Annotated in this window: 28 protein-coding genes; 11 read left to right on the top strand and 17 right to left on the bottom strand. The window is 75.5% G+C overall.

What is annotated here, in order from left to right; all coding sequences use genetic code 11:
- Positions 1 to 47: 47 nt before the first annotated feature.
- Positions 48 to 602 (top strand): GNAT family N-acetyltransferase, encoded by a 555-nt coding sequence (locus Q1A09_RS07250; protein WP_299953008.1) that lies wholly within the window; start codon positions 48 to 50, stop codon positions 600 to 602.
- Here Q1A09_RS07250 and Q1A09_RS07255 read toward each other — a convergent pair.
- Positions 590 to 1,081, bottom strand: a complete 492-nt coding sequence (locus Q1A09_RS07255; RefSeq protein WP_299953011.1) for an SRPBCC family protein — start codon at positions 1,079 to 1,081, stop codon at positions 590 to 592. The genes Q1A09_RS07250 and Q1A09_RS07255 overlap by 13 nt on opposite strands.
- Positions 1,078 to 1,407 carry a helix-turn-helix transcriptional regulator gene (locus Q1A09_RS07260; RefSeq protein ID WP_299953014.1) on the bottom strand — a complete coding sequence of 110 codons (330 nt, stop codon included), beginning with the start codon at positions 1,405 to 1,407 and terminating at the stop codon, positions 1,078 to 1,080. The genes Q1A09_RS07255 and Q1A09_RS07260 overlap by 4 nt, the downstream gene beginning before the upstream one ends.
- 83 nt (positions 1,408 to 1,490) lie before the next feature.
- Between Q1A09_RS07260 and Q1A09_RS07265 the strand changes: the two genes are divergently transcribed.
- From Q1A09_RS07265 to Q1A09_RS07275, 3 genes are all read left to right on the top strand, one after another.
- Positions 1,491 to 1,727, top strand: coding sequence for a hypothetical protein (locus tag Q1A09_RS07265; protein WP_299953016.1), 237 nt, complete (start codon positions 1,491 to 1,493; stop codon positions 1,725 to 1,727).
- Positions 1,728 to 1,830: 103 nt separating this feature from the next.
- A complete protein-coding gene (locus tag Q1A09_RS07270; RefSeq protein ID WP_299953017.1) occupies positions 1,831 to 2,073 on the top strand; it encodes an acyl carrier protein in 243 nt (80 codons plus the stop codon).
- Positions 2,074 to 2,187: 114 nt separating this feature from the next.
- Complete coding sequence (locus tag Q1A09_RS07275) at positions 2,188 to 2,688, top strand: FBP domain-containing protein (protein WP_299953019.1); 501 nt, start codon at positions 2,188 to 2,190, stop codon at positions 2,686 to 2,688.
- Between the two features lie 5 nt (positions 2,689 to 2,693).
- Here Q1A09_RS07275 and Q1A09_RS07280 read toward each other — a convergent pair whose 3' ends face one another.
- On the bottom strand, positions 2,694 to 3,149 hold the full coding sequence (locus Q1A09_RS07280) for an NUDIX domain-containing protein (RefSeq protein ID WP_299953022.1): 456 nt from the start codon (positions 3,147 to 3,149) through the stop codon (positions 2,694 to 2,696).
- 50 nt (positions 3,150 to 3,199) lie between these two features.
- On the opposite strand from Q1A09_RS07280, the gene Q1A09_RS07285 reads away from it, so the two are divergent.
- Positions 3,200 to 4,162 (top strand): nitronate monooxygenase family protein, encoded by a 963-nt coding sequence (locus Q1A09_RS07285; RefSeq protein WP_299953024.1) that lies wholly within the window; start codon positions 3,200 to 3,202, stop codon positions 4,160 to 4,162.
- Positions 4,163 to 4,226: 64 nt separating this feature from the next.
- On the opposite strand, the gene Q1A09_RS07290 is transcribed toward Q1A09_RS07285, so the two are convergent.
- The 3 genes from Q1A09_RS07290 to Q1A09_RS07300 form a co-directional block, all read right to left on the bottom strand.
- Positions 4,227 to 4,919, bottom strand: coding sequence for a DsbA family oxidoreductase (locus tag Q1A09_RS07290; RefSeq protein ID WP_299953026.1), 693 nt, complete (start codon positions 4,917 to 4,919; stop codon positions 4,227 to 4,229).
- Positions 4,920 to 5,042: 123 nt separating this feature from the next.
- Positions 5,043 to 5,336: a DUF1905 domain-containing protein gene (locus tag Q1A09_RS07295; protein WP_299953028.1), complete on the bottom strand. Its 294-nt coding sequence runs from the start codon at positions 5,334 to 5,336 to the stop codon at positions 5,043 to 5,045.
- 41 nt (positions 5,337 to 5,377) lie between these two features.
- Entirely contained in the window at positions 5,378 to 5,743 is a 366-nt protein-coding gene (locus tag Q1A09_RS07300) for a MerR family transcriptional regulator (RefSeq protein WP_299953029.1), read from the bottom strand.
- Positions 5,744 to 5,839: 96 nt separating this feature from the next.
- Here Q1A09_RS07300 and Q1A09_RS07305 point away from each other — a divergent pair, with 96 nt between their 5' ends.
- Positions 5,840 to 6,544, top strand: coding sequence for an SDR family oxidoreductase (locus Q1A09_RS07305; RefSeq protein WP_299953031.1), 705 nt, complete (start codon positions 5,840 to 5,842; stop codon positions 6,542 to 6,544).
- An 87-nt stretch (positions 6,545 to 6,631) separates the two neighbouring features.
- Here Q1A09_RS07305 and Q1A09_RS07310 read toward each other — a convergent pair whose 3' ends face one another.
- On the bottom strand, positions 6,632 to 7,009 hold the full coding sequence (locus tag Q1A09_RS07310; protein WP_299953032.1) for an FKBP-type peptidyl-prolyl cis-trans isomerase: 378 nt from the start codon (positions 7,007 to 7,009) through the stop codon (positions 6,632 to 6,634).
- A 297-nt stretch (positions 7,010 to 7,306) separates the two neighbouring features.
- Here Q1A09_RS07310 and Q1A09_RS07315 point away from each other — a divergent pair, with 297 nt between their 5' ends.
- Entirely contained in the window at positions 7,307 to 9,994 is a 2,688-nt protein-coding gene (locus Q1A09_RS07315) for an ATP-binding protein (RefSeq protein ID WP_299953034.1), read from the top strand.
- A 9-nt stretch (positions 9,995 to 10,003) separates the two neighbouring features.
- Here Q1A09_RS07315 and Q1A09_RS07320 read toward each other — a convergent pair whose 3' ends face one another.
- Complete coding sequence (locus Q1A09_RS07320) at positions 10,004 to 11,047, bottom strand: heparan-alpha-glucosaminide N-acetyltransferase domain-containing protein (protein WP_299953036.1); 1,044 nt, start codon at positions 11,045 to 11,047, stop codon at positions 10,004 to 10,006.
- A 193-nt stretch (positions 11,048 to 11,240) separates the two neighbouring features.
- Here Q1A09_RS07320 and Q1A09_RS07325 point away from each other — a divergent pair, with 193 nt between their 5' ends.
- Complete coding sequence (locus Q1A09_RS07325) at positions 11,241 to 12,161, top strand: polysaccharide deacetylase family protein (RefSeq protein WP_299953038.1); 921 nt, start codon at positions 11,241 to 11,243, stop codon at positions 12,159 to 12,161.
- A gap of 5 nt (positions 12,162 to 12,166) precedes the next feature.
- On the opposite strand, the gene Q1A09_RS07330 is transcribed toward Q1A09_RS07325, so the two are convergent.
- The 4 genes from Q1A09_RS07330 to Q1A09_RS07345 all read right to left on the bottom strand — a co-directional run bounded on the left by Q1A09_RS07330 (position 12,167) and on the right by Q1A09_RS07345 (position 16,555).
- Positions 12,167 to 13,429 (bottom strand): acyl-CoA dehydrogenase family protein, encoded by a 1,263-nt coding sequence (locus tag Q1A09_RS07330; RefSeq protein WP_299953040.1) that lies wholly within the window; start codon positions 13,427 to 13,429, stop codon positions 12,167 to 12,169.
- Positions 13,430 to 13,524: 95 nt separating this feature from the next.
- Positions 13,525 to 14,796, bottom strand: coding sequence for an amidase (locus tag Q1A09_RS07335; RefSeq protein WP_299953042.1), 1,272 nt, complete (start codon positions 14,794 to 14,796; stop codon positions 13,525 to 13,527).
- A 53-nt stretch (positions 14,797 to 14,849) separates the two neighbouring features.
- Positions 14,850 to 15,644, bottom strand: a complete 795-nt coding sequence (locus tag Q1A09_RS07340) for a CPBP family intramembrane glutamic endopeptidase (protein ID WP_299953045.1) — start codon at positions 15,642 to 15,644, stop codon at positions 14,850 to 14,852.
- Positions 15,641 to 16,555 carry an NAD(P)H-binding protein gene (locus tag Q1A09_RS07345; RefSeq protein ID WP_299953047.1) on the bottom strand — a complete coding sequence of 305 codons (915 nt, stop codon included), beginning with the start codon at positions 16,553 to 16,555 and terminating at the stop codon, positions 15,641 to 15,643. The genes Q1A09_RS07340 and Q1A09_RS07345 overlap by 4 nt, the downstream gene beginning before the upstream one ends.
- Before the next feature lie 102 nt (positions 16,556 to 16,657).
- On the opposite strand from Q1A09_RS07345, the gene Q1A09_RS07350 reads away from it, so the two are divergent.
- Complete coding sequence (locus Q1A09_RS07350) at positions 16,658 to 17,056, top strand: DUF2237 family protein (protein WP_299953050.1); 399 nt, start codon at positions 16,658 to 16,660, stop codon at positions 17,054 to 17,056.
- Positions 17,057 to 17,075: 19 nt separating this feature from the next.
- Here Q1A09_RS07350 and Q1A09_RS07355 read toward each other — a convergent pair whose 3' ends face one another.
- The 3 genes from Q1A09_RS07355 to Q1A09_RS07365 all read right to left on the bottom strand — a co-directional run bounded on the left by Q1A09_RS07355 (position 17,076) and on the right by Q1A09_RS07365 (position 19,209).
- Positions 17,076 to 18,029, bottom strand: a complete 954-nt coding sequence (locus Q1A09_RS07355; RefSeq protein WP_299953053.1) for a DMT family transporter — start codon at positions 18,027 to 18,029, stop codon at positions 17,076 to 17,078.
- Between the two features lie 126 nt (positions 18,030 to 18,155).
- Positions 18,156 to 18,557 (bottom strand): VOC family protein, encoded by a 402-nt coding sequence (locus tag Q1A09_RS07360; RefSeq protein ID WP_299953056.1) that lies wholly within the window; start codon positions 18,555 to 18,557, stop codon positions 18,156 to 18,158.
- A gap of 88 nt (positions 18,558 to 18,645) precedes the next feature.
- On the bottom strand, positions 18,646 to 19,209 hold the full coding sequence (locus tag Q1A09_RS07365; RefSeq protein ID WP_299953058.1) for a hypothetical protein: 564 nt from the start codon (positions 19,207 to 19,209) through the stop codon (positions 18,646 to 18,648).
- 184 nt (positions 19,210 to 19,393) lie between these two features.
- Here Q1A09_RS07365 and Q1A09_RS07370 point away from each other — a divergent pair, with 184 nt between their 5' ends.
- Together Q1A09_RS07370 and Q1A09_RS07375 are read left to right on the top strand one after the other, a co-directional pair.
- Positions 19,394 to 19,819 carry a hypothetical protein gene (locus Q1A09_RS07370; RefSeq protein WP_299953061.1) on the top strand — a complete coding sequence of 142 codons (426 nt, stop codon included), beginning with the start codon at positions 19,394 to 19,396 and terminating at the stop codon, positions 19,817 to 19,819.
- Positions 19,816 to 21,078, top strand: coding sequence for a glutathionylspermidine synthase family protein (locus tag Q1A09_RS07375; RefSeq protein ID WP_299953064.1), 1,263 nt, complete (start codon positions 19,816 to 19,818; stop codon positions 21,076 to 21,078). Before Q1A09_RS07370 ends, Q1A09_RS07375 begins: the two co-directional genes overlap by 4 nt.
- Positions 21,079 to 21,115: 37 nt before the next feature.
- Here Q1A09_RS07375 and Q1A09_RS07380 read toward each other — a convergent pair whose 3' ends face one another.
- Positions 21,116 to 22,117, bottom strand: coding sequence for a DUF2332 domain-containing protein (locus Q1A09_RS07380; protein ID WP_299953066.1), 1,002 nt, complete (start codon positions 22,115 to 22,117; stop codon positions 21,116 to 21,118).
- Positions 22,118 to 22,130: 13 nt separating this feature from the next.
- The gene (nhaA, locus tag Q1A09_RS07385; protein ID WP_299953069.1) at positions 22,131 to 24,779 is read right to left on the bottom strand and encodes a Na+/H+ antiporter NhaA; all 2,649 of its coding nucleotides are present in this window, start codon (positions 24,777 to 24,779) and stop codon (positions 22,131 to 22,133) included.
- Between the last annotated feature and the right edge of the window lie 101 nt (positions 24,780 to 24,880).

A 24,880-nucleotide genomic window follows, 5' to 3' on the forward strand; every position in this document is an offset into this window, starting at 1 on the left:
TCGGTCGTGGTGGACCGCGGGCCGGCCTGTCCGTTGAGATGAGGCCCATGCCGCAGCCCGTTCTCCGCACCGAGCGACTCCAGCTGGTCCCGTTGGCCGACGAGCACCTGGAGTCCGAGGTCGAGCTGGACGGCCACCCCGAGGTGATGCGGTACCTGGAGCCACGTCCGCGGACCCGGGAGCAGGTCGAGGAGTTCCACCGCCGCCGGCTGGCGCTCGCCACCGAGGCCTCCGGGCTCGGCTTCTGGGCCGGGACCGCGGCGGGCGAGTTCGTCGGGTGGTGGCTGCTGGACGTGGTGCCGGGTGACGACCGGCAGGCGGAGCTGGGCTACCGGCTGTCGATGCGGTGGTGGCGTCAGGGGCTGGCCAGCGAAGGGGCTCGGGAGCTGCTCCGGCACGCGTTCGGTGACCTGGGACTGACCCGGGTGATCGCGCAGACCATGGCCGTCAACGCCGGCTCACGGGCGACGATGGCCGCGGTCGGAATGGCCCATGTGCGCGACTTCCGGGCCGAGTTCGACGAGCCCGTCCCCGGCGCCGAGCACGGCGAGGTGGAGTACGCGATCACCCGGGACCGGTGGCTGGCCGGTCAGCGACCGTAGGCAGGCCCGGTGGTGACGAGGAAGTCGTCCCAGCTGCCCGGCTGGGGGCCGCCGGAGACCTCGGCGGCGAACTTGTCCAGGTACCAGTGCCAGCCGAGCACGTAGTCGGTGACCTCGGTGCCGGCGGCGAAGACCTGGGTGAACAGCAACACCGTCTCCTCGCCCTCACGGCTGAGGTCCAGCTGCACCCGCCACCCCTCCTCGGTGTCCCAGTCGACGACCAGCCGGTGGGGCGCGGCGCACTCCACGATCCGCATCGGCTCACCGACCGGCGTCTCCTCGTGGGTCATCGTGAAGGTGCCGCTGCCGCCGGCTCGCCGCTCGCCCTCGTAGGTGCCGATCCAGCGGGCCATCCGGTCGGGCTCGGTGAGCGCCGCCCAGACGTCCTCGATCGGGTCGGGCCAGCTGCGGCGGAACTGCAGCCGCACGCCCTCGGGCCCCTCGCTGACCTGCCCCAGCCGCTCGTCCTGCGTCGTCATCGACCGTTCTCCGGTGCTCGGGCCCGCCGTCCGCGGGCGATCTCGGTGTCCAGCGCGTCGAGGCGTTGCGCCCAGAGCCGCCGGTAGGGCGCCAGCCAGGCGTCCAGCTCCGACAGCGGCCGGGGGTCCAGCGCGTACACCCGGCGCTGCCCCTCGGCGCGGACCCGCACCAGCCCGGCCTCCCGGAGCACCCGGAGGTGCCGGCTGATCGCCGGCCGGGTCACCGGGAACTGGCCGGCCAGCTCACCGGCGCCCTGCTCGCCGTCGGCGAGCAGGGCGACGATCTGCCGCCGGGTCGGGTCGGCCAGGGCCGCGAGTGCCTCCACGCCTGATGTGTAACAGGATCCTTACGTAAACGTCCAGTTACGCACAACGGTTCGGACGGCGCCAGGGCGGGCAAGCGACCGTCATGACCGCCACCGATCCGGACACCCCCGACCCGCTCAACGACCCGCGCACCACCCAGGCCGACCCCGGCGCCCTGGGCCAGGGCGAGGACCTCGCCTCCACCGCGGACGACGACGTCGCCACCGGCGACGACGAGCTCGCCACCTCGCGCACCGAGGCCGACGAGGCCGGCGGCGGTGACGTCACCGGCGGGTTCGCCGGCGCGGTCGGCGAGGCCCCGACCAGCGACCAGACCTGAGACGGACCGGTCCGGCACCTGCGTGTGTCGCGCTCCGGGGAGTCGGGTAGCGCGGGACGGCAGGCCCAGCAACGGCCGAGAACACACTCCCCGAGGAGGACCCATGGCCACCGGTGAGACCGGCTTCGCCGACGTCACGTTCGACCTGATCTCCGTGCAGTACCACTCGCTCAAGGCCGGGCACGACTACGGCCAGTACGTCCGGGACGCCGAGAACGCAGGCCTGGACGACGTCGCCTCGTTCTTCCGCGAGGTGATGGAGCAGGACTCCCAGCGCGCCCAGCGGGCCCACGACCTGCTGCGCAAGCTGGCCGGCACCGAGCAGGGCGGCCCCGCCACCAGCTGACCCCCTCCCGCACCACCGTGCCGGTGGTGCGGGGTCGGAATCCAGGTGCGCCGGGGCGGGCGCGGTACGTAACCTCTGCGGCCGCCCCGCCCCGACGCCCCCTGGAGGTCGACCGTGCACGCCCTGACCGAGGCGGCGATCCGTCGCTCGCTGGTCAACTGCTCCCGAAGCGAGGCCGCCGCGCTCGCACTGCCCCGCGACTTCGCCGAGCTGGACTGGGCGTCGCTGGACGTGCTCGGCTGGCGCGACCCCAAGGCCGAGCTGCGCGGGTACCTCGTGCACGAGCAGGACGGGGAGCCGGTGGGCATCGCACTGCGGGCCGCGGACACGACGATGTCCAGCCGCCGCTCGGCGATGTGCCTGCTCTGCCACGCGGTGCAGTCGGCCGACGCGATCTCGCTGTTCACCGCCCGCCGGGTCGGCGAGGCCGGGCGCAACGGCAACACCGTGGGCACCTACGTCTGCGCCGACCTCGACTGCGCCAGCCGGGTGCGCGTCGTCCCGCCCTCGGCCCAGCACCTGGACGAGGAGCTGCAGTCCCTCGCCGTCGAGGAGCAGGCCGCGGGGCTGCGTCAGCGGCTGCGGGCGTTCACCGCCGACGTCACCCGCCGCTGACCGGCTCAGAAGCCGTGCGTGCCGATCGGGGTGACCCGCCCGGCGCGCAGCTGCTCGATCACCTGCCGTTCGTGCGGCACCACCGGCTCCGGCAGGGCGTCCAGCGGGAACCAGCGCAGCTCGGCGGCCCGGTGCTCCTCGGCCCGGCGCGGAGTGCCTGTCCAGCGGCGGCAGGCGAAGAAGAAGTCCACCCGCTCGTCCACCGGGCCGTGCGGGGCGGCGGTGCGGTGCAGCACGCCCAGGGGCTCGAGGTGGGCCGGGTCGACCAGCACGTCCAGCTCCTCGCGGGCCTCCCGGACGGCGGCGGCGAGCACCGACTCGCCGGCCTCGACGTGGCCGGCGGCCGCGGCGGCCCAGTGCTCGTCCATGAAGCCGGTGCCCCGGCGCAGCTGCAGCAGCAGCTCGTCGTCACGGAGGAAGAGCACGTAGGCCGCCGGGACGACGCGGAACCGCTGGGTCACCCCGCGACCGTAGTGCTGCGCCCACCGGCACCGGGGACGACGATGGGCCGGTGATCAAGACCCCGCTGACCCGCTGGTTCGACCTCGACGTACCGCTGTTCGGGGCGCCGATGGCCGGCGTCGCCGGTGGCGCGCTGGCCCGCGCGATCTCCCTGGGCGGTGGCCTGGGGATGATCGGGGTCGGCTCGGAGACCCCGGTGGAGTGGCTGGCCGAGCAGGCCCGGCTGCCCGCGGAGGCCGACGTCTCGCACGGCGTCGGGCTGATGGCCTGGGCGCTGGAGCGGCGCCCGGAGCTGCTGGCCGCGGCGATCGCGACCGAACCGGTGCTGGTCTCGGTCTCCTTCGGCGACCCGGAGCCGTTCATCGGGCCGCTGCACGACGCCGGCGTCGCGGTCGCCACCGCGGTGAACTCGCTTGCCGACCTGGACCGCGCGCTCGACGCCGGCGCGGACGTGATCGTCGCCCAGGGCACCGAGGCCGGCGGGCACACCGGGCAGCGGGCCACCCTGCCGCTGCTGCAGGAGGTGCTGGCCGCGACCGACCGGCCGGTGCTCGCGGCCGGCGGGGTGGCCACCGGGGCCGGGCTGGCCGCCGTCCTGGTGGCCGGTGCGGCGGGCGCCTGGATCGGCACCCCGTTCCTGGCGTGCACGGAGGCGGCGAACTCGGCTGCCGCCCGCGAGCGGGTGCGGGCCGCCGGCGGCGATGACACGGTGCTGACCAGCGCGTTCGACGTCGCCCAGGGGCTGCCGTGGCCGGACCGCTGGCCGGGCCGGGCCCTGGTCAACGACTTCACCCGAACCTGGCACGGCCGGGAGGACGAGCTGCGCGGCGACACCGCGGCCGCCGACCTGGTGCGCCGGGCCCGCGCCGAGGGCGACCTGGACAACGCTCCGGTCTACGCCGGGGAGTCCGTCGGGCTGGTCACCAGCGAGGAGTCGGCCACCGACGTCGTCCGCCGACTCGCCACCGACGCCCGCAAGGCCCTGGAGCGCGCCCCCCGCCTCCTGCGCTGACCCGGCCCCCTCGCCGGGCCCCGTCTCGAGGTTGCGAGGGGCGGGGGGGCAAGGGGGCCCTTCCTCAGATCGAGCAGGTGCCGTCCGCGCAGCCCTCGGCGGCGGGGACGGTGGTGAGCGGGTGGGCATCGGCCCAGGCCCGCTCGAGCAGCTGCAGCAGCTGCTCGGCCGGCTGCGCGCCGGCAGCGCCGTAGGTGCGGTCGACGACGAAGAACGGGACGCCGGTCGCACCGAGGGCCCGGGCGGTCTCGATGTCCTCCCGGACGGCGGGCAGGAAACGGCGGTCGGCCAGTGCGGCGCGCACCTCTGCCTCGTCCAGCCCGACCTCCACGGCCAGCGGCACGAGGGCGTCGACGTCGAACACCGACCGTTGTTCGGTGAAGTACGCGCGCAGCAGCCGCTCCTTCATCTCGCTGCGCAGCTCGTGCTCGGCGGCCAGGTGGATCAGCTGGTGGGCGAGCAGGGTGTTGCCGCTGACCCCGTCGGCCAGGTGGTACTCCAGGCCCTCACCGGCGGCGATCTCCTCGACCCGCTGCATCTGGGCGGCCATCTGCTCGACGGTGCTGCCGTACTTGGCGGCCAGCGCGGGCAGGGTCGGCTCGGTGTGCCCCTCGGGCACGCTGGGGTCCAGCTGGAAGGACCGCCAGACCACCTCGACCTGGTCGGCGTGCGGGAAGCGGGAGAGCGCCGTCTCCAGCTTGCGCTTGCCGATGTAGCACCACGGGCACACGACGTCGGACCACACCTCGACCTGCATGACCGGCGCAACCCGCGGGTCGCGCCGGTCATTCCAGGCGTCACCCGGCAGGAGGAGCTGGCGCCTGCCCCGGCCGTCGCCGGGCGCGGGTCGGAGACGACGAGGCAGAAGCCGTCGCGCCGGTCAGCTGAGGCGCTGCTCCAGGTGCACCAGCACCGGCGTCCCGGCCTCGCTCTTGCCGATCCCGGCGCACAGCGCCTTCTTCAGCGGCAGCCAGTGCGGGCCCTGCCCCGAGGGCATCAGGGTCGCGGCGAACGGGTGGCCGTCCAGCGTGCCGGCGACCTTGACCGCCCGCCGGGTGCCGAGCACCTCGGCCGAGCCGGGCAGCTCCAGGTAGGTGGGGAAGGCGCCGTCCTTCTCGATGACACAGCTGAAGACGGCGTCGAGCGGCTGGGCAGGGGTGTCCGTGGTGGTCATGCCGGGAAGACCTGCTGGGCGGCCCGAACTCATCGGGCGGCTCAGGACGCGGCGTCCGCAGGCACGTGCCGCTCGCCGATGCGGATGATCTCGGCCAGCCGCTCGCGGGCCTGGGTCAGCTCGGCGATCTGCCGGTCGATGCCGTCGCGCTGCTCGGCCAGCCGGGCGAGCATGGCCGGGGTGGCGACGCCGGTGTGCACGCACGGCAGCACCTCCAGGACGTCGGCGCTGCCCAGCCCCGCGGCGTACATCTGCTGGATGAACCGGACCCGGCCCACGGCGCTCTCCGGGTACCGGCGCTGCCCGCTCGGGGTGCGCTCGGCCTCCAGCAGGCCCTGCTCCTCGTAGTAGCGCAGCGCACGCACGCTCACGCCGGCGCGGTCGGCGACCTCTCCGATGCGCAGCACCGGACCTCCTCGGGTGATCGGGCTCACCTTGACCCTGACGTCAGCGTGAGGTCTTAGCGTCCCGGACGACCCACCCCGAGCGCAAGGAGAACCACCATGGACATCACCGGATCCGTCGCCCTCGTCACCGGCGCGAACCGCGGCCTCGGCCGTCAGTTCGCCCAGCAGCTCGTCGAGCGCGGCGCCGCCAAGGTCTACGCCACCTCCCGCCGTCCCGAGCTGGTCGACGTCCCCGGCGTCGAGGTGCTGCGGGTCGACGTCACCGACCCGGCGTCGGTCGCGGCGGCAGCCGCGGCCGCCGGCGACGTGACCCTGCTGGTGAACAACGCCGGCATCACCACCCGCGCGAACCTGGTCACCGGCGACCTGACCGACGTCCGCCGGGAGATGGACACCCACTTCTACGGCACGCTGGGCGTCATCCGGGCGTTCGCGCCGGTGCTGGCCCGCAACGGCGGCGGCGGGATCGTCAACGTGCTCTCGGCGCTGTCCTGGTTCTCCACCGACGGCGCGAACGCCTACGCCGCGGCCAAGGCGGCGGCGTGGAGCCTGACCAACGGCGTCCGGATCGAGCTCACCGGCCAGGGCACCCAGGTGACCGGGGTCGTGCTGGGGGCGGCCGACACCGACATGATGGCCGGCTACACCGGCCCGATGAGCGCTCCGGCCGACGTCGTCCGCACCGCGCTCGACGGCGTCCAGGCCGGCGCCTGGGAGGTGCTGGTCGACGACTGGAGCCGCGGCGTCAAGGCCTCCCTGGCCGCCGACCCGCGCGAGTTCTACACCCAGCTCGCACTGTGATGCAGGACCCCGCTGCCCCCACCCCGGCGGCCCCGTTGCCGGGGCCCGCCGCGAGCCTGCGAGCGGTGGGGGCAACGGGGTCCTCCCTCAGCGGACGCCGACGAGGTCCACCACGAAGACGAGGGTGGCGCCGGGCTTGATGACGCCACCGGCGCCGCGCTCGCCGTAGGCCTTGTGCGGCGGGATGGTCAGCCGGCGACGGCCACCGACCTTCATGCCGACGATGCCCTCGTCCCAGCCCTGGATGACCATGCCCACGCCGATCCGGAACTCCAGCGGGTCGCCGCGGTCCCAGGAGGCGTCGAACTGCTCGCCACCGTCGTGGGTGACGCCGACGTAGTGGGCGCTGACGAGGCTGCCGGCGGTGGCCTCGGGGCCGTCGCCGACCACCAGGTCCTCGATGACGAGGTCGTCGGGGGCCGGGCCGGTCGGCGGCTCGACGTCGGGGCGGGTGAGCTCTGCCACGGGGGTCTCCTCGGGGTCGGCGCCGGGGCTGTCCCGGCGGGTCCCGGCCCATCCAACCCGCCGACCGGCCGCCGGCGACAATCGGCCTCCGGGGCGGCGCGACTGGGCCGGAGGTAAGTTGCTCGCCGCGGGTGGGTCGCCGGCGACCGGCTCCAGGGGCCGCTGGGCGGCCACTGGCTCGCGAGCGTGCTGGTGTCCTGGTGGGAGGTGTGCGTGGCTCCGGATCCGTCGTCGGACCCTGGGAGCGTTCCCACCGCCGCCGACCTCTTCACCGGAGGTGGTGAGGCGGGTCGGCTGATGGCCGCCCACGACTGGTCGCGCACCCCGGTCGGCCCGGTGGAGAGCTGGCCGGCCGGGCTGCGCTTCGCCGTGCGCACGGTGCTGGCCTCGCGCTTCCCGATGGTGCTCACCTGGGGCCCGGGGTACGTCCAGTTCTACAACGACGGCTACGCGCCGTTCATCGGCGACAAGCACCCGGCCATCGGGGAGGACATCCGGGTCACCCTGGCCGAGGGCTGGGCCGCGCTGGCCGGTCCGGTCGAGCACGCCATGGCCACCCGCGAGGCCTCCTGGCTCCCCCGGCTGCCCCTGCTGCTCGAGCGCGCCGGTTACCGCGAGGAGACCTACTTCACCGTCTCGCACGCCCCGGCCTTCGGTGACGACGGCGCGGTCGCCGGCATGCACGGGGTCTGCACCGAGGTCACCGGCGAGGTGCTCGCCGAGCGCCGGCAGCAGCTGCTGCACGACCTGTCCACCGCCGGCGGCTCGCTCGACGACGAGGACGCCCTGCTGGCCGGCCTCGGCGAGGCGCTGGCCGGCGACCCGCTGGACGTGCCCTTCGCCGCCGTCTACCTGCACGACGCCGGGGTCCTGCGCCGCGCCGTGACGGTCGGCTGCCGGCCGGAGCTGCTCCCCGCGACCGTCCCCGACGCCGCTGCCCTCCCCGGACCGGTCGGCGACCTCGGCCTGGTCGGCGGCTTCTGGCAGGACCCGGTGGCCGACGCCGTGACGCTCCCGCTGGCCGCGTCCAACGGAGGCGCGCCGATCGGCGTGCTGGTCGCCGGGGTGAGCCCGAACCGGGCGCTGGACGCCGACTACCGCACCTTCCTGGAGCTGGTGGCCGGGCAGTTCGTCAGCGCGCTGGGCAACGCCCGGGCCTTCGAGGCCGAACGCCGGCGGGCCGAGTCGCTGGCCGAGCTCGACCGGGCCAAGACGGCGTTCTTCTCCGACGTCAGCCACGAGCTGCGCACCCCGCTGACCCTGCTGCTCGGGCCCATCGGCGACGTGCTGGCCGACACCGGACGGCCGCTGCCCGCGACCGCCCGCGAGCAGCTCGCCCTCGCCCTGCGGAACGGTCAGCGGCTCCAGCGGCTGGTCAACGACCTGCTCGACTTCGCCAGCATCGAGGCCGGCCGGGCCGCCGCCGTCCGGGTCGAGACCGACGTGGCCGGTTTCACCGCCGAGCTCGCCGGGGTGCTGCGCGCCGCGGCGGAGCGGGCCGGTCTCCGGCTGTCGGTCGACTGCCCGCCCCTGCCACGGCCGGCCCACGTCGACCCGCGGATGTGGGAGAAGGTCGTCCTCAACCTGCTGTCCAACGCGGTGAAGTACACCTTCGTCGGGGGCATCGAGGTGGTGCTCCGCGGCGGGGACGACGAGGTCGTGCTCACCGTCACCGACACCGGCATCGGCATCCCGGCCGGTGAGCTGCCGCTGGTCTTCGACCGCTTCCACCGGGTGCCGGGCTCGCGGGCCCGCAACCGGGAGGGCACCGGCATCGGGCTGGCACTGGTGCGCGAGCTGGTCGGGCTGCACGGCGGCACGGTCACCGTGGCCAGCGAGCCCGGCGCGGGGAGCACGTTCACCGTGCGGGTCCCCTACGGCACCGCGGACGCGGAGCCCGACGCCGCCCACCCGGCCGCACCGTCGGAGGCCGCGCGCGGCACCGCGCAGGCCTGGGAGCAGGACGTCACCCCCGACCAGCAGCCCGCCGCGTCGGCCGACCTGCCCACGGTGCTCGTCGTCGACGACAACGCCGACATGCGCACCTACCTGACCCGCCTGCTGACGCCGGTCTGGCGGGTGGAGACCTGCACGAACGGCGAGGAGGCCCTGGCCCGGGTCGCGCAGCGCCGGCCCGACGTCGTCCTGACCGACGTGATGATGCCCCGGGTCGACGGCTTCGAGCTGCTCCGCCGGCTGCGCGCCGACCCGGCCACGGCCGCCGTCCCGGTCATCATGCTGACCGCGCGGGCCGGCCAGGAGGCCGCGGTCGAGGGCTTCGCCGCCGGGGTCGACGACTACCTGGCCAAGCCCTTCCAGGCCGCCGAGCTGATCGCCCGGGTGCGGGTCGCGATCGACCGCGCCGCCGGCATCCGCGCCGCCGGCATCCGCGCCGCGGCCGCGCCCCCGCTGGGCCAGGTGGCGGCCGACCCGGACGTGCGCAGCCTGGTGCCGGCGAGCCGCCCCTCGGCCACCCCCGCGCCGTTCCAGGCCGCCGCCACCCCCATCGCGGCGGCGCCCGTCCCCGCCGTCCCGGCGGCGTCGGTCGCGGGGGTCCCGACGGCGGGGGTCCCGCTCCCGGGGGCGCCGGCGCCGGTGGTCCCGGCCCCGGGGCCGCTCACCGAGCGCTGGCGGCTCCCGTCGTCCCCCGGGTCGATCCCCGCGCTGCGCCGGGCGCTGCGCCGGCTGCTGGCCGACGCCGGGCTGGACGAGGACCAGGCCTACGACCTGCTGCTGGCCGCCTGCGAGGCCGCGACCAATGCGATCGAGCACGCCCAGCACCCGACCCAGCCGTTCGTCGACGTGACCGCCGAGGCGTCCGCCGACGAGGTGGTCATCGTCGTGCGCGACCACGGACAGTGGCGGGAGCGGGTGCCGAGCATGGACCGCGGCCGCGGGTCGGCCCTGATGAGCGCATTCGCCGACATCACCGTCGTCCCCGCGCCCGAGGGCACCACGGTCACCATCCGCGCGCCGCGGGTCTGACCCGCGCGGTCAGACCCGGACGACGACGCCGCGGCGGAGCAGCACCGCGCAGACCGCCCAGATCACCGTGACCGAGACCGCCGGGTAGAGCCAGGCCGACACGGTCGCCCCCGCCACCGAGCTGACCCAGCCGTCGACGGCGGGCTGCACCGTGCCGCCGAGCGCCGCCCGGAAGACCAGCTCGGAGAAGACGAACGCCACGATCGCGTTGGCGCCCAGCACCTCGGCCGGCCGCAGCGGGCGCCGCACGCCCCGCTGGTCGGCCAGCCAGTGCAGCGCGGCCAGCGCCAGCAGCCCGATCCCGGCGGTGACCAGCACGAAGGACGGCGACCACAGCCGCTTGTTCACCGGCACGAGCGGGGCGAGCGCCAGCCCGGTGGCCAGCGCCGCGGCCCCGCCCGCGACCAGCCGCACCAGCGCGGGCCGCCCGGGGGCCTGCTGCAGCGCCCGGCCGGCCAGCACCCCCAGGTAGACGGTGACCGCGCTGCCGAGGTACGAGTGCGGCGCCTCGGCGGAGAAGGGCAGCCCGAGCGCGCCGTCGACGAGGTGCCCCCAGGAGCGATCCGGCGTCGCCCCGGCGAGCCGGGTGGCCACGGTGAGCCCGGCGAGCACGGCGACCGCCGCGACCGGCTGGGCAGCCCGGGGCAGCCGGAGCAGCAGCCAGCACAGCAGGTAGGCGCCGGCGATGTGCCCGAGCACCCCGGCGCCGACGACGCCGGGACCGTACTTGGCGGTCACCACCAGCCAGCCGAGCAGCGCGAGCTTCAGCACCCGGGCCAGGACGTCGCGGGGACGGGCGGCCCGCCGGGAGAAGGGCATCGAGACGCCGACGACCAGCAGGAAGACCGGGAAGACGACGTCGGCCAGGTGCAGCCCGTCCCAGTCGGTGTGCTGCAGCTGCGGGGTGATCGAGTCGTTGCCGCGGTTGTCCACCGCGAGCATCCCGACCACGGCCAGCCCGCGCAGTGCGTCGACCCCGCGCAGCCGTGGCGGCGCGGCCGGGGGGCGCGCCACCTCGGTCGCACGCGGTGGTGCCACCAGGTGGCTGGTCACGCAGCCACGCTAAGGCGGCCCACGCCGGCGCGCCTGCCGAGCGCGGATCCTCCCCCGGTCGGGCGACACGCCCCGGCACGCACCGCCCGGCTCCGTCGGGGTGGGTTAGCGTCCGCCGACCGAGCGGGCCGACCCGAACGGCGGTGCGCCTGCTCCCGATCGGGACCCGGGCCGGGGACGAGCAGGGGGGCCGATGATGGGGGGCAGCAGCCGGCGGCGCTTCCTGCTGGGCGCCGGCGCCACCGGCCTGGCGATCGGCCTCGGCTCCGCCGCCACCGCCGAGGCGGTGTCCGGCGCGAAGAGCCTGGTCCCCGCACCCCGCGGGCCGGCCGACGGGACGTCGGGCCAGGGGGTCGGTGCCGCCTTCCCGGAGGTGTGGGAGGAACCGGGCCGCTTCGGCGCCCCGCGGGTGGTCTGGTCGCTGCCGGTCGAGGCGCCGCTGGCCGCGCTCACCTTCGACGACGGCCCCACCCCGGAGTACACGCCGCGGGTTCTGGCCGCGCTGGCCGCTGCCGGGGTCACCGCCACGTTCAACGTGATGGGCGCCAACGCCGTCGCCCACCCCGGCCTGCTGCGCGAGATCGTCGCGGCCGGGCACGAGGTCGGCAACCACTCCTGGAGCCACCGGGACCAGACCGGGCTCACCGTCGCCGAGACCCGTACCGAGATCGTCCGCTGCGCCGAGGAGGTCGCGGCGATCACCGCCCAGCCGCTGACCGTCTTCCGGCCGCCCCGCGGGAAGCTGACCGGCTACGGCCTGCGGGTGTGCGCCGAGCTCGGCTACGACGTGTGGATCTGGTCGTGCACCCGCGGCCCGGACGGCACCGGGACCACCGACGTGGTCAGCACCCACCTGGCCCGCACGGTCCGGGCCGGGGACGTCGTCTGCCTGCACGACGGGCTCGGCCGGGGCACCTTCCAGCCCGGGACGGCGTTCGCCGCCGACCTGGCCGCGCGCCGCGAGGTGGAGGTCCGGGCGCTGCCCGACGCGCTGCGCCGGATCGCCGACCGGGGCATCACCCTGACCAGCGCCGGGCAGCTGCTCGCCGCCGCCGACCGGGAGGCCGCCGTCCGCACGCTGACGGCGGCCGGCCTCCCCGTCGGGACCGCCTGAGCCGGTCAGCCCAGCGGGCTGCGCGGCAGGATCGCGTTGCTGATGATCCGCTTCTGGATCTCGCTGGTGCCCTCGAAGATGGTGGTCAGCCGGGCGTCGCGCCAGTGCCGCTCCACCTGCCGCTCGGTGGTGTAGCCGTTGCCGCCGTGCAGCTGCATCGCCTGGTTGGTCACCCGCACCGCCATCTCGGTGGCCTGCAGCTTCACCATCGCCGCCTCCCGCTCGCAGGGCACGCCCTCGTCGAGCAGGTGGGCGACCTGCCGGTAGAAGGCCCGCGACTGCTCCACCTCGGCGGCCATCTCCGCGAGGGTGAAGCGCAGCGCCTGGAAGTCCCCGATCGGGTGGCCGAACTGCGCGCGCTCCTGCAGGTACAGCGTGCAGTCCTCGACGGCGGCGCGGGCCAGGCCGACGGCCCGGGCCGCGGTGTGCACCCGGGCGGTGTTCAGGAACGCCTGCGCCTCCCGGAAGCCGGCGCCGGAGTCCGCGCCGTCCGAGCCGCCCTCGCCGGGGGCGACGATGAGGTCCGCGGCCGGGATGCGCACCCGGTCGAAGGTGAGGTCCCAGGTCAGGAAGCCGTGGTAGCCGACCTTGTCGATGGCGTAGCCGGACAGCCCCGGCGGGAACTCTCCGCGCTCCTTGACCAGCAGCAGGTTCCGCAGCCCGCGGGACCGGGACTCCCCGGGCTGCGGGTCGGCCACCCGGACCAGCACCTGGATGAAGTCGGCGGCCTTGGCGTTGCCGCACCAGCGCTTGCGGCCGGTGACCACCCACTCGTCCCCGTCGAGCACCGCGCGGGTCTGCACGTTGGCCAGGTCCGAGCCGGCCTCGGGCTCCGACAACGCCACCGCGCCGATCCAGGAGCCACCGGCGCTGCGGCGCAGCAGCTCGCGGCGGCGATCCGGGTCGGCGACCGCCGTCCCCATGCCCTGGGAGCGGGCCAGGATGCTGGCCACGCTCATCCACGCCCGGGCCAGCTCCTCGCTGACCATGCAGTACTCGAAGACGCCGAGCCCCAGCCCGCCGTCGTCCGCGGGGATCGTGATGCCGAACCACCCCAGCTCGCCCAGGCGCTCCAGCAGGTGCTGCGGGATCTCACCCTTCTGCGGGTCGAGCTCGTCGGCGACCGGCAGCACCTCGTCCATCGCGAACCGGCGGGCCTGCTCCTGCAGCGCCGCGCGGGCCGGCGTGTGCCAGGGCGGGAGCAGCGCCGGTGGCTCGGGCGGCCAGGGCTGGTCGGGGGTCGCGGTGCGGCGGGCGGTCGACGTCATCGTCGGGGGCCTCCTGGAACGTCAGCGGTCCGGTTCGCTCACTGTCCCGGGAGCAGGCCCCGGACGCACCCCTGAGTGATCAAGACGACACCGCCTCAGTCCACGGCGCACGGCGGCCGCTGCGCGTGCCACGGGGTGCGCTGCTGGAACCAGGCCCCGGCGTCCAGCAGCCGGTCCTCCCCGCCCGCCGGCGCGGTCAGCTGGGCCCCGACCGGCATGCCGGAGACCGGGTGCCGCCCCACCGGCAGCGCCAGCGTGGGGCCGGCGTGCAGCGACCAGGGCGCGGTGAGCAGGGCCAGCCGGCGGGTGAGGGCCAGCACGTCGTCGTCCGTCGTCGCCAGCGGGACGTCGACCGGCAGCGTCGGGGTGAGCAGCACGTCGACGCCGGCGAACACCTCGTCCAGGCCCCGCTGGAACTCCGCCCGGGCCTCCAGCGCCTCCGCCCGGTCGCCCTCGGTGACCCGGGTGCCGACCCGCACCCGGGCGAGGGTGTCGGGGTGGAACAGGTACGGGGCGGCCAGCCGGGCCTCGTGCAGGTCGGCCATCCCGGCGTAGACGATGGTGTAGAGCACGTCCTGGGCCGAGCAGATGCCCGGCACCTCCACCGGCACCAGCTCCGCGCCGCCGTCGGCGAACACCTGCGCCGCCGCCGCGACGACCTGCTCGACGCCGGCGTCGATCTCGCCGTACCAGTGCGCCGGCAGCCCGATCCGGGTCGGCGGCGCAGGGACGGGCTCGCGCACCGGGCGGCCGGCGAGCACCGCGAACGTGCGGGCCACCAGCTGCACGTCCCGGGCGATCGGGCCGACGGCGTCGACCAGCTCGCAGACCGGGAAGGTGCCCGCCTGCGGGACGACGGACCCGCCCGGCCGCAGCCCGGTGACCCCGCACGCCGCCGCCGGGACGCGCACCGACCCGCCGGTGTCGGTGCCCACGGCCACGTCGACCAGTCCGGCGGCGACCGCGGCCGCGCTGCCACCGCTGGACCCGCCGGGGATGCGGGCGAGGTCCCAGGGGTTGCGGCAGGGGCCGGCCGCGGAGTTCTGCGAGGTCAGCCCCACGGCGAACTCGCTGAGGTTGGTCTTGGCCACCACCTGTGCGCCGGCGTCGACCAGCCGGGTGACCACCTCGGCGTCGTCCTCGGGCACCCGGTCGGCGAAGTGGGCCGACCCGCACGTGGTGCGCACCCCGGCGGTGTCGATGTTGTCCTTCAGCCCCACGCGCAGGCCGGCCAGCGGCCCCTCGGCGGCGTGCGGCAGCGGCGGGTCGACCACGGTGACCACCGCGTTGGTGGCGGCGAGCACCTCGCGCCGGCGGTCCGCGGCGCCGGGCCCGGCCGGCCGGGGGCGGGAGGTCTGCGCGGTCACGGGCGGAGCCTGCCACCCGCGCGGCCTCCCGTCAGCCCAGCCGCGCGCGCGAGTCAGGCGGGCTGGGCCGGACGGGGGTCGTCCACCGACGGCTCGTCGGCGAACAGCGGCGGCAGGTGGCGCAGCATCAGCACCGACCAGGTGACGTGCGAGATCACCGGAGCCTGGATGCCGCCACTGGCCCGGCGCTGCAGCGCGAACAGCAGCCCCATCGGCACCGACGCCAGCACCAGCGCGGGGTTGCGGGTGGCGACGGTGGCCAGCGAGTAGACGGCCGAGGACTTCAGCACCGGGTGCTCGACCCCCACCGCGGCGTACAGCGCGCCGCGGAAGAAGACCTCCTCGGCGATCCCGTTGGCCAGCGTCGTCGCCGTCACCATGCCCGGGTTGCCCTGCTGGGCGTACCGCAGCACCCGGGTCACCGCGGCGTCCAGCGGCGGGATGCGCTTGGCCACCAGCGCGGCGCCGTAGAACAGCCCGAACGCCCCGGCCCCGGCGGCCACCGGCGTCAGCAGCGGACGGCGCAGGGTGGCCCTGGGGGTCTGCACCCAGCCCAGGTGCAGCGGCCCCGACGCCACCCCGCCGGCCGCCCAGGTCGCGGCGACGCCCAGGGTGAGCGCGTAGAACGACGGCGAGTTCGGCCGCCGGGACAGCGAGACGCCCAGCAGCCCGGCGCCCAGCACCGAGACCGCGCCGGTCACCCGCCGCCGGCGGCGGAACGCGGCGTCGGACTCCCGGTGGTCACGCGGCACCTTGTCCACCAGCCAGGACGGCGCCCGCGCCAGCAGCCGGGTCAGCCCGTCGTCGGAGACCAGGGCCTGCGCCAGGCGCCGCCGGGCGCGGGTCACCGGCCCCGCCCCTCGCGCGCCGCCCGCCGTTCCCGGGCCCGTTCACCCAGGGCGGTGAGCACCGCGTCGTCGTAGCTCATCGGCTCGAACGGGACGACTGCGCGGATCGAGTCGTCCCGCACCACGACCTCGTTGGTCATCGAGTCGATCAGCGACCGCCCGGTCTGCAGGTCGACGTCGGTGATCAGCGACAGCCACCGGGAGGACAGGTGGGGGGTCAGCAACGGGACCGGGACGATCAGCAGCCGTCGGCCCTGGATGTCCGCGACCCGGGTGAGCATCTCCAGGTACTCGAGCACCTCGGGGCCACCGACCTCGAAGACCCGCCCCTCGGCCTCTGGTGCCTCCAGCACGCCCACCAGGTACCGGACGACGTCGGCGATGGCGATCGGCTGGGTGCGGGTGTGCACCCAGCGGGGGGTGATCATGGCCGGCAGGTGGGCGACCAGCTGCCGCGTCATCTCCCAGGACACCCCGCCGTGGCCGACCACGATGCCGGCGCGCAGCACGGTGACCGGCACCCCGGTCTCGCCCAGCAGGCGCTCGACCTGCCGGCGGCTGCGCAGGTGCGGGGACAGGTCGTCGGCGTCGTTGCCGAGGCCACCCAGGTAGACGATCCGCCCCACCCCGGCGTCGGCCGCGGCCCGGGCGAAGGAGCGGGCGGCCGCGGCGTCCTTGTCCTGGAAGTCGGCGGAGTCCAGCGAGTGCACCAGGTAGTAGGCGGCCTCGCAGTCGGCCAGCGCGTCGCGCAGCAAGGACTCGTCGCCGACGTCGGCCCGGACCGGCGTGCCGGCGCCCGGGTAGGTGTCCGGGTGCCGGGTCATCGCCCGGACCTCGTGACCGGCCTCCTCCAGCGCCACGCACAGCCTGCTGCCGACGAACCCCGACGCTCCGGTGACCAGTACTCGCACGTGCCCACCCTGGTCGTCGCGGCCCCGGCGCGCGACTCGGCCGTGCACGACCGGTCCGCCCGCTGGAGGGCGCGGGACCGGCCGGGGCGGCAGGATCAGGGGATGACCGCCCCCCAGGACGAGCGGAACGTGCTGGGCGGGCCGCTGGAACCGTGCGGCACCGACCCGATGACCGGCTTCACTCGCAACGGCTCGTGCACCAGCGGGCCGGAGGACCGGGGCAGCCACACCGTGTGCACCGTCGTCTCCGCCGAGTTCCTCGAGATGCAGCGGGAGCTGGGCAACGACCTGACCACCCCCCGCCCCGAGTACGGCTTCCCGGGACTGCGGCCGGGCGACCGCTGGTGCGTGGTCGCCGTCCGCTGGCTGCAGGCGTTCCAGGCCGGGGTGCCGGCCGGGGTGGTGCTGGCGGCGACCAATGCCCGCGCACTGCAGGTCGTCCCGCTGGAGGCGCTGCGCTCCCAGGCGGTCGACGTGCCGGACGACCTCTCCGCGCTCTGACCTTGCCGCTGCGCTGAGCTCAGCTGGGCACGGTCTCCGGCACCGGGGCGGGCGCCGCCGGGCGCGCGGTCTGGGCCAGCACGATCCCGGTCAGGACGACGGCGCCGCCGGCCACCTGCCACGGCGTGAGCACCTGCTCGACCCAGAGCCAGGCCACGATCGACGCCAGCACCGGCTCGGCCGTGGCCACGATCCCGGCGGTGGTCGGCGGCAGGTGGCGCAGCGCCGCCAGGGACAGCCAGAAGGGCAGCGCGGCACCCAGCACGGCGATCCAGCCCACCAGCACCCACAGCGGCAACTGGGCGGTACCCAGCGAGACCGGCACCTCCTCGGTGAGGACGCCGGCGTCGAACTGCCACCACGGCGCGACGATCCCCCAGAACACCGCGGCCGCGGCGAAGCTCCAGGCGGTCACCGCCATCGGGTCGAGGTCGGCGGCGCTGCGCTCACCCACCAGGTAGTACGTGGCCAGGCAGATGGCGGCGGCCAGGGCCACGGCGACGCCGAGCGGGTCGAGCGACCCGCCGCCGGACCAGACCTCGGCGACCAGCACCAGGCCGGACAGCGAGAGGGCCAGCGCCCACCACAGCCGGTTGCGCACCTGCTCCCGGCGGACCAGCCACACGTAGAGCGCGATGAACACCGGCGCGGTCATCTCGAACACCAGGGCGATGCCGACGGGCAGCCGGTCGTCGATGGCGGTGTAGAAGAGGAACTGGGTCGCCGCGATGCCCACCACGCCCAGCAGCGCGACGAGGGGGACGTCCTGCCGCCGCAGCCGCAGCCGGCGCGGGGCCACGACGGCGAGGGCCAGCAGCAGGGCGATCGCCGCGCCGGTGCAGCGCAGCGCGGTCAGCCGGGTCGGCGCGATCCCCGCCTGCAGCGCCAGCGTGGACACCGTGCCGTTGATCGCGAAGACGCCGGCCGCCCCGAGGGTGAGCAGGTGGCCCACGGCGGGGCGAGGAGCGGGCACCCCGTGACGGTAGCGGGTGAATCTGCTTTTGCCACCTACTTCTTCCTTCCCGGTCCTCGACTGGCGAACTGTGCACGTCTGGCACCGGGACGAGACGTGCACAGCCCGGCACTCGACGCGCCCGGGTCAGCCCTGCAGGGCCGCCGGATCCATCCAGACCGTCTCCCAGACGTTCCCGTCCGGGTCGGTGAAGCTGGTGCCGTACATGAACCCGTGGTCCATGGCGGGCTGCCAGGGCTTCCCGCCCGCGGCCAGCGCCCGGGCCAGCAGGTCGTCGCACTCGGCCCGGTCGGTCGCCGACAGCGCGTGCATCACCGAGGTGGCCTCGGCCGGGTCGCCCATCGGGCCCGGGAGGAAGCCGGCGAACTTCTCCCGGGTCAGCAGCATCACCATGATGTTCTCCTCGACCACCAGCGCGGCCGCGGTCTCGTCGCTGAACTGCTCGTTCCGGGCGAAGCCCAGGGCCGAGTAGAAGGCGGTGGCCCGCGCCAGGTCGGTGACCGGCAGGTTGACGAAGATCGTGCGCACGGGGAGCTCCTCGGTGGCGTGGGGCCGCCGTCCGGCCCCGTCAGCAGCTCAGACGCCCCGGCCGCGGAGAACTCATCGGTGGCGCCGGTCAGCTGTCCAGGGTGGTCGACGTGGACCCGCTGTCCTCGCTCGTGCTCCCGTCGTCCGTGCTGCTGTCGTCCGTGCCGCGGTCGGGGACGGTGCTGCCGTCGGGGGCGGTGCCGCCGAAGCCGCCCGTCCCGCCCGGCGGCACGCCCCGGCCGCCCGTGCCACCGGGCAGGTTCCCGTCCGGGAGCGTGCCGTAGCCGGAGCTGCCGTCCGGCACGGTGCTGCCGGGCACGGTCTGGCTGGTCGACGAGCCGGTGTCCGCCGTCGCCGCCCCGGCGGTGGCCTGGCCGACCACCACGCCGACGACGACGCCCACGGCCAGCAGGCCGGCACCGGCAAGTCCGGTGAGGACGGCGCCCTTGCCCGGGCGCCGTCGCGCAGGCGCAGCGGCGACCGGCTCCGCCACCGGCGCACCGGCCGGCTGGTGAGCCGGCGTGCCCACGGTCGGCGACTGCTCGGTGGGTGCGTCCGCCGGGGCGACCGGGGCCGGGAACGGCCGGGTCTCCTCGCGCGCCGGGACACCCGGCTGCGGCTCGACGTCGCCGGGGCGGGTGGGGTCGCTCATCGGTGCTCCTCGGGCTCGGGGGTCTGCACACGAGACCCTCGACGCACCGACTGTGGGCACCGGCGCCACCGACTGGGCGGGGCCTGTGAAGATGTCGGTGCGGGGGTGGGTGTGCACCGCCCACCCGGGTCCGACAGCATGTGCGGGTCCGCACCCGCGGGACGCCCAGGTGAGGAGCGAGACGGTGACCACGTCGAGGAGCAACCGGGTGAAGGCCGCGATCGGCACGGTGAGCCTGACCGGTGCCGCCATGGGCTTCCTGTCGGCGTGCGGCGTCGAGGGCGACGACCAGGAGGCCCAGACGGTCTACTGCGTCGACGAGCAGGACCAGGTCGTCGACGACGAGCAGTGCGAGGAGGCCGAGCGCAACGGCGGGTTCGTCGGCGGGGTGCCCTTCTTCTTCCTGCTCGGCGGCTTCGGCGGCAACCGCTACTCGGTCGGCCAGACGATCCCGAACCAGTACACCGGCCCGGCCACCCGGGTGAACCCCTCGGACACCAGCGCCCGGTCCCGCGCCGGCCTGCCCGGCACCGGCCGGGTCAGCTCGGGCACCCGGATCTCCGGCGGCATCGGCTCCGGTCGGCTCGGCGGCGGCAGCGGCGGCTCGTGAGGCGCCTCTACGGCAAGGCCCGGCTCGGCTGGGAGGCCGAGATCGAGAGCCAGGGCCTGGTCTACAACAAGACGACGGTGCCCGGCGGGGAGACCCGCTCGTACTGGCGCGAGGACGTCTTCTACGACTTCACCGCCGCCGAGGTCGACCGGCTGGCCGAGGTCACCGACCAGCTGTTCGCCGCCTGCGTCGAGGCCGGCGAGCTGGCACTGTCCGACGAACGCCTGCTGGACCGGATGCGCATCCCGCGCGACGCCCGCGATGTCATCCGGGCCACCTGGGAGCAGGAGCCGCCGAGCGTCTACGGCCGGTTCGACCTGTGGTGGGACGGCACGGGCCACCCCCGGCTGCTGGAGTTCAACGCCGACACCCCGACGTCGCTGGTCGAGGCGGCGGTCGTGCAGTGGGCGTGGCACCTGGAGACCGGCCAGGGCACCGACCAGTGGAACCAGCTCGACGACCGGCTGGTGGAGGCCTGGCGCCGCAACCTGTCCCGCTGGGAAGCCCTGCACCGCCGCCGTCCGACGGTGCACCTGGCCTGGACCAACGGCGATCGCAGCGGCGAGGACTGGATGACCGTCGCCTACCTGGCCGACACGGTGCAGCGGGCCGGCTACGAGACGGTGGTGATGACCACCGAGGAGATCGGGCTGGACACCGGGGACGCCCGGTTCTACGACGCGAAGGGCAACCGGATCGACGTCCTCTTCAAGCTCTACCCCTGGGAGTGGCTGCTGCAGGACGAGTACGGCCCGTCGGTGATCGCCGACGTCCGCGACCCGGGCGGGACGGCGTGGATCGAGCCGATCTGGAAGATGCTCTGGTCCAACAAGGGGCTGCTGCCGGTGCTGTGGCAGCGGTACGAGCACGACCCGGTGATCTCCCGGCACCTGCTGCCCTCGTTCTTCGCCGACGACCCGCGCGCCGAGGAGCTGCGCGCCACCGGTTTCGCCCGCAAGCCGCTGTTCGGCCGCGAGGGCAACAACGTCGAGCTGGTCGCGCCGGGCGGGGACGTGCTGGCCTCGCTCGGCGGCCAGTACGGCGCCGAGGGGTGGGTGGTGCAGCAGCTGTGCGCACTACCGGACTTCGCCGGCCCGGACGGCCCGCACCACCCGGTGCTCGGCACGTGGGTGGTGGACGGCGAGGCGGCGGGTCTGGGCATCCGGGAGTCCGACGGGCTGATCACCGACGACCTGTCCTTCTTCGTGCCGCACACCATCGACTACAAGCGCCCGCCGAACACCACCTGGTCGGCCTGACCGCTCACGGCCGTGCGGTCCGGCCGACGGACCGGGTTCAGGCCAGGGCGGCCGCGGCGGGGAGCCAGTCGAGGCGGCCGCCGTGCGGGGCGGTGTAGGCCAGCGGCTCGCCGTCCAGGGCCAGCAGGAACCGGGACTCCTCCGGCGCCGGCGGCTCGGGCAGCCGGTCCCGGACGGCGGGCAGCACGGGCACGCCCTCCTGGGAGACCCACCGCACCGGCAGGCCGGTGACCAGCTCGGTGAACGCCTCCTTCGCCGCGGCCGGCAGGTAGGCCAGCACCGCGGTGTGGAAGACCACGGCGGTCGCCTCGGCGGGCATCCGCGCCACCAGCCCCGGCAGTTCCGCCACCAGGTCACCCGACACGATCTCGGCGGGCTCGCGGGCCGCGACGCCCGCCGCAGCGGTGAGCCGGTCCCGCCGCTCCTCCATCCCGGGCCAGATCAGCGCGCCCAGCCAGGCGACGGTGTCGGGGTCGGCCGGGTCCAGCGGGTTGAGGTCGATCCCGGCCCGCCGCACCACCGGCGGCACGCCGGCCGGCACCGGCCCACGCCCGGTGACGACGCACCGCAGCTGGACCGGGCTGCCGGCCGGCCCCACGCGGACGCCGCCGGAGTACTCGTAGCCGTACCGGTCGGGGTACAGGCAGAGGCCGGCCGACGCGCCGACCTCGATCAGCGCCAGCGGCCCCGGGATCGTCGACAGCACCGGCAGCAGGGCGGTGCACCGGGCGGCCTCGTTGGTCTGGGTGGCCCGGGTGAGCATCGTGTCCCGCAGCCGGCTGCCATCGCCGAGCACCCGCTCGCGCAGCTGGCCGCCGTCGGCCGGCGGGCCGCCGTGCAGGTACTGGAGGGCACCGAGCAGCAGGTTGGCCTGCCGCTTCGCCCGGGGCAGGGTGCCGAGGAACGCCAGCACCCCGTCGTCCTCGGCGACCGCCGCCGCGAGCTCGGCGTAGCGGGGCGAGACCGGCGCGGCCTCCACCTCGGCGAACCACCGGTAGTGGTCGGCCAGGTCGGTCAGCTCCTCGTCCAGCGCGCGCATGCCGTCTCCCGGGTCAGGTCGTGGTCAGGTCGCGGGTGGCCGTGCCGGCGGCCTGCAGCAGGTCGTCCCGGCTCGGGTCGACCAGCACCCGGCCGTCGGGCCGGATCACCAGCGGGGTGGTGGTGCCCTCCACCCCGGCCTCGGCGAGCAGGGTGCGGGCGGCGGCGTCCTCGGCCGGGTCGAGCCACTGGTGGGCGATGCCGTCCTCGGCCAGCCGGGCCTGCAGCTCGACACTGGCCGGCCACCGTCGGTCGCCGACCACCCGCAGCCCGCTGGCCTGGCCGATCAGCATCGCCCGGCGGAGCAGGAAGGAGCGGGTCACCAGGTCGTTGAGCTCGCGGTTGCGGGTCAGCAGCGTGCGCAGCCGCTCCAGGGTCACCACGATCACCTCGCCGGCCTCGACGGCGACCAGGGAGCGCACCGGACGCTGGCCGGCGAGCTGGTTGAGCCCGCCGAGGAAGCGCCCCGGACCGTGGACGGCGACCACCCGGGGCGGCGCACCGTCCAGGCCGTCCAGCGGCCCCTCGACGATCGCCACCGCCCCGGAGAGGATCACGAAGAAGTCGTACTCGGCCGCTCCCGAGCGCAGCAGCACCTGTCCGCGCTCGGCGCGGACCCGCCGCCCGGCCCGCTGGAAGGCACTCAGGTGCTCGTCGCTGAGCCGGGGCGTCGAGCCGTCGTCCGGGGACTCCTCGAACCGGCCGCCGGGCAGCTTGGTCAGCCCCGGCAGCCGGGCCGGCGGGGAGAGGGTGCGCAGGCCGCCGGTCGCCGGCGCGGGCACGGGCAGCGGCTGCCGCTGGGGGCCGCGCGGGTCGCTGGCGAGCAGGGCCGCGGCAAGCGCGTCGGTGGCGGTCGGCCCCTCGTGCCGGACGCCGTTGACGAAGAAGGTCGGCGTCCCGCGCACGCCGCTGGCCTCGGCGGAGGCGACGTCCTCGCGGACCCGTCCGGCGTGGGTGCCGTCGCCGAGCTCCTGGGCGAAGCGGCCGAGGTCCAGGCCGAGCGCGGCGGCGTGGTCGAGGAGTTCACCGGCCTCCAGCTGGTCCTGGTGGGCGAACAGCCGGTCGTGCATCGCCCAGAAGGCGCCCTGGGCGCCGGCGGCCTCGGTCGCCTCGGCGGCGAGCTCCCCGTGCGGGTGCACCTCGGGCAGCGGCAGGTGCCGGAAGACGTAGCGCAGGTCGTCACCGAACCGGCGCCGCAGGTCCTCGACCACCCCGGTGGCCCGCCCGCAGAACGGGCACTCCAGGCCGCCGTACTCGACCAGCTCCAGGGGCGCGTCGGCCGGGCCGCGCACGTGATCGCGCGCCGGGTCGACCGGCGGGTCGAGCACGGTGGCGCCGGTGGACTGCTGGACCGGGTCGCGCCGGGACAGCCAGCGGAACAGACCCATGCCCAGCGCGGCGGCGACGACCGCGGCGGCCAGGATGCCCACCATCGCCTCGTCCCGCAGCTCGGTGTCGGGGAAGGCGAGGTCGGCAACGAAGAGCGAGACGGTGAAGCCCAGGCCGGACAGCGCCGCGCCGCCCCAGACACTGCTCAGCGGCACGCCCGGGGGCAGCGCACCCAGCCGCAGCTTGACCGCCAGCGTCGCCGCCCCGCCGACGCCGATCAGCTTGCCGGCCACCAGCGCGGCCAGGACCCCGAGGGTGATCGGCGAGGTGAGCGACCGCTCGAGCAGCTCGGAGCTGAACTCCACGCCCGCGTTGGCCAGCGCGAACACCGGCACCACCACGTAGCCGCTCCACGGCACCAGCAGCGCGCCGATCCGCTCGTTGGGCGAGATGGCCCGCTCGACCGACAGCTTCGCCTGCCGGGCCAGCGAGACCTCCGGCGACTGCCGGAACGCCCGGGTCAGCAGGCCGGCGGACTCGACCGCCTCCCGCCGCGGCGGGTACGCGCTGACCAGCATGCCCAGGACGACGCCGCCGATGGTCGCGTGCACGCCCGAGGCGTGCATGGACAGCCACATGGCCACCCCGACGGCGAAGTAGGCCGGCCCGCGCCACACCTGCAGCCGCGCCAGCACCTGGAACGCGACGATGCACAGCGCGGCGATGCCCAGGGCGGTCAGGTCGATGGTGTCGGAGTAGAAGACCGCGATCACGGTGAGCGCGCCGATGTCGTCGACCACCGACAGCGAGAGCAGGAACACCCGCAGCTGGGTGGAGGCCCGCGGCCCGGCCAGCGCGAGCGCGCCGAGCAGGAAGGCGGTGTCGGTGGCGATCGGGATGCCCCAGCCGTGCGCGCCCGGCCCACCGGCGTTGAACGCCAGGTAGACCAGCGCCGGGACGGCCAGCCCGGCCAGCGCCGCGATCGCCGGGATGGACAGCCGGCTGCGCTGGGTCAGCTCGCCCATCTGCAGCTCGCGGCGCACCTCCATCCCGATGAGGAAGAAGAAGAAGCACATCAGGCCGTCGTTCACCCAGTGCCGCAGGTCCATCGCGACGCCCGCCGACCCCAGCTCGAAGGAGAGCTCGGTGTGCCAGAACCGGTCGTAGCCGTCGCCCCAGGGCGAGTTGGCCCACAGCAGCGCGGCCAGCGTGGCCGCGACCAGCAGACCGGCGCTGGCCGCCTCGGTCTGCAGCATCCGCCGGGCCTGGGCGGAGAGCTGGGCGATCAGGTGACTGGACCCCGATCGCGTGGTGGTCCGTGCAGGGGCGCTCACCGGGTCTTCCTACCCTGCCGGTGTGACACCGCGGAATCAGTCGGATGACTGGTCCCGGCCACCGGACGACCGTGCGGTGGACGAACGACCGGGAGGACGGC

The organism is uncultured Modestobacter sp., assembly GCF_947486615.1.
In the GTDB taxonomy this organism is placed as follows: Bacteria; Actinomycetota; Actinomycetes; order Mycobacteriales; family Geodermatophilaceae; genus Modestobacter.